Genomic DNA, 275 nt, shown 5'->3' with positions numbered 1-275 from the left:
GCGCGCGCGTGGGAAACTCCGGGGCGGGGATGTATTGCATCAGGTCCTCGACCTCGAGATCCGGGGTCTCGATCAGCGCGAGCGTGGCGTCGATCACCTCGCCCAGGTTATGGGGCGGAATGTTGGTCGCCATGCCCACGGCGATGCCGCCCGCGCCATTGACCAGCATGTTCGGAAACCGCGCCGGAAGGACCGTGGGTTCGCGATCCTTGCCATCATAATTGTCTTGAAAATCAACGGTCTCCTTCTCGATATCCGCAAGAAGCGCCGCCGCC

1 protein-coding gene is annotated in these 275 nt (G+C 62.9%); it reads right to left on the bottom strand.

The annotated features are described in order from the left end of the window. On the bottom strand, positions 1 to 275 hold a 275-nt coding region (locus E0702_RS17300), incomplete at both ends, for a DNA gyrase subunit A (protein WP_306766937.1).

Origin of the sequence: Halomonas marinisediminis (assembly GCF_004347715.1) — a bacterium.
Lineage (GTDB): Bacteria > Pseudomonadota > Gammaproteobacteria > Pseudomonadales > Halomonadaceae > Halomonas > Halomonas icarae.
Note: the sequence above shows the minus strand (reverse complement) of the source record. Positions and strands in the feature narration are given on the sequence as shown.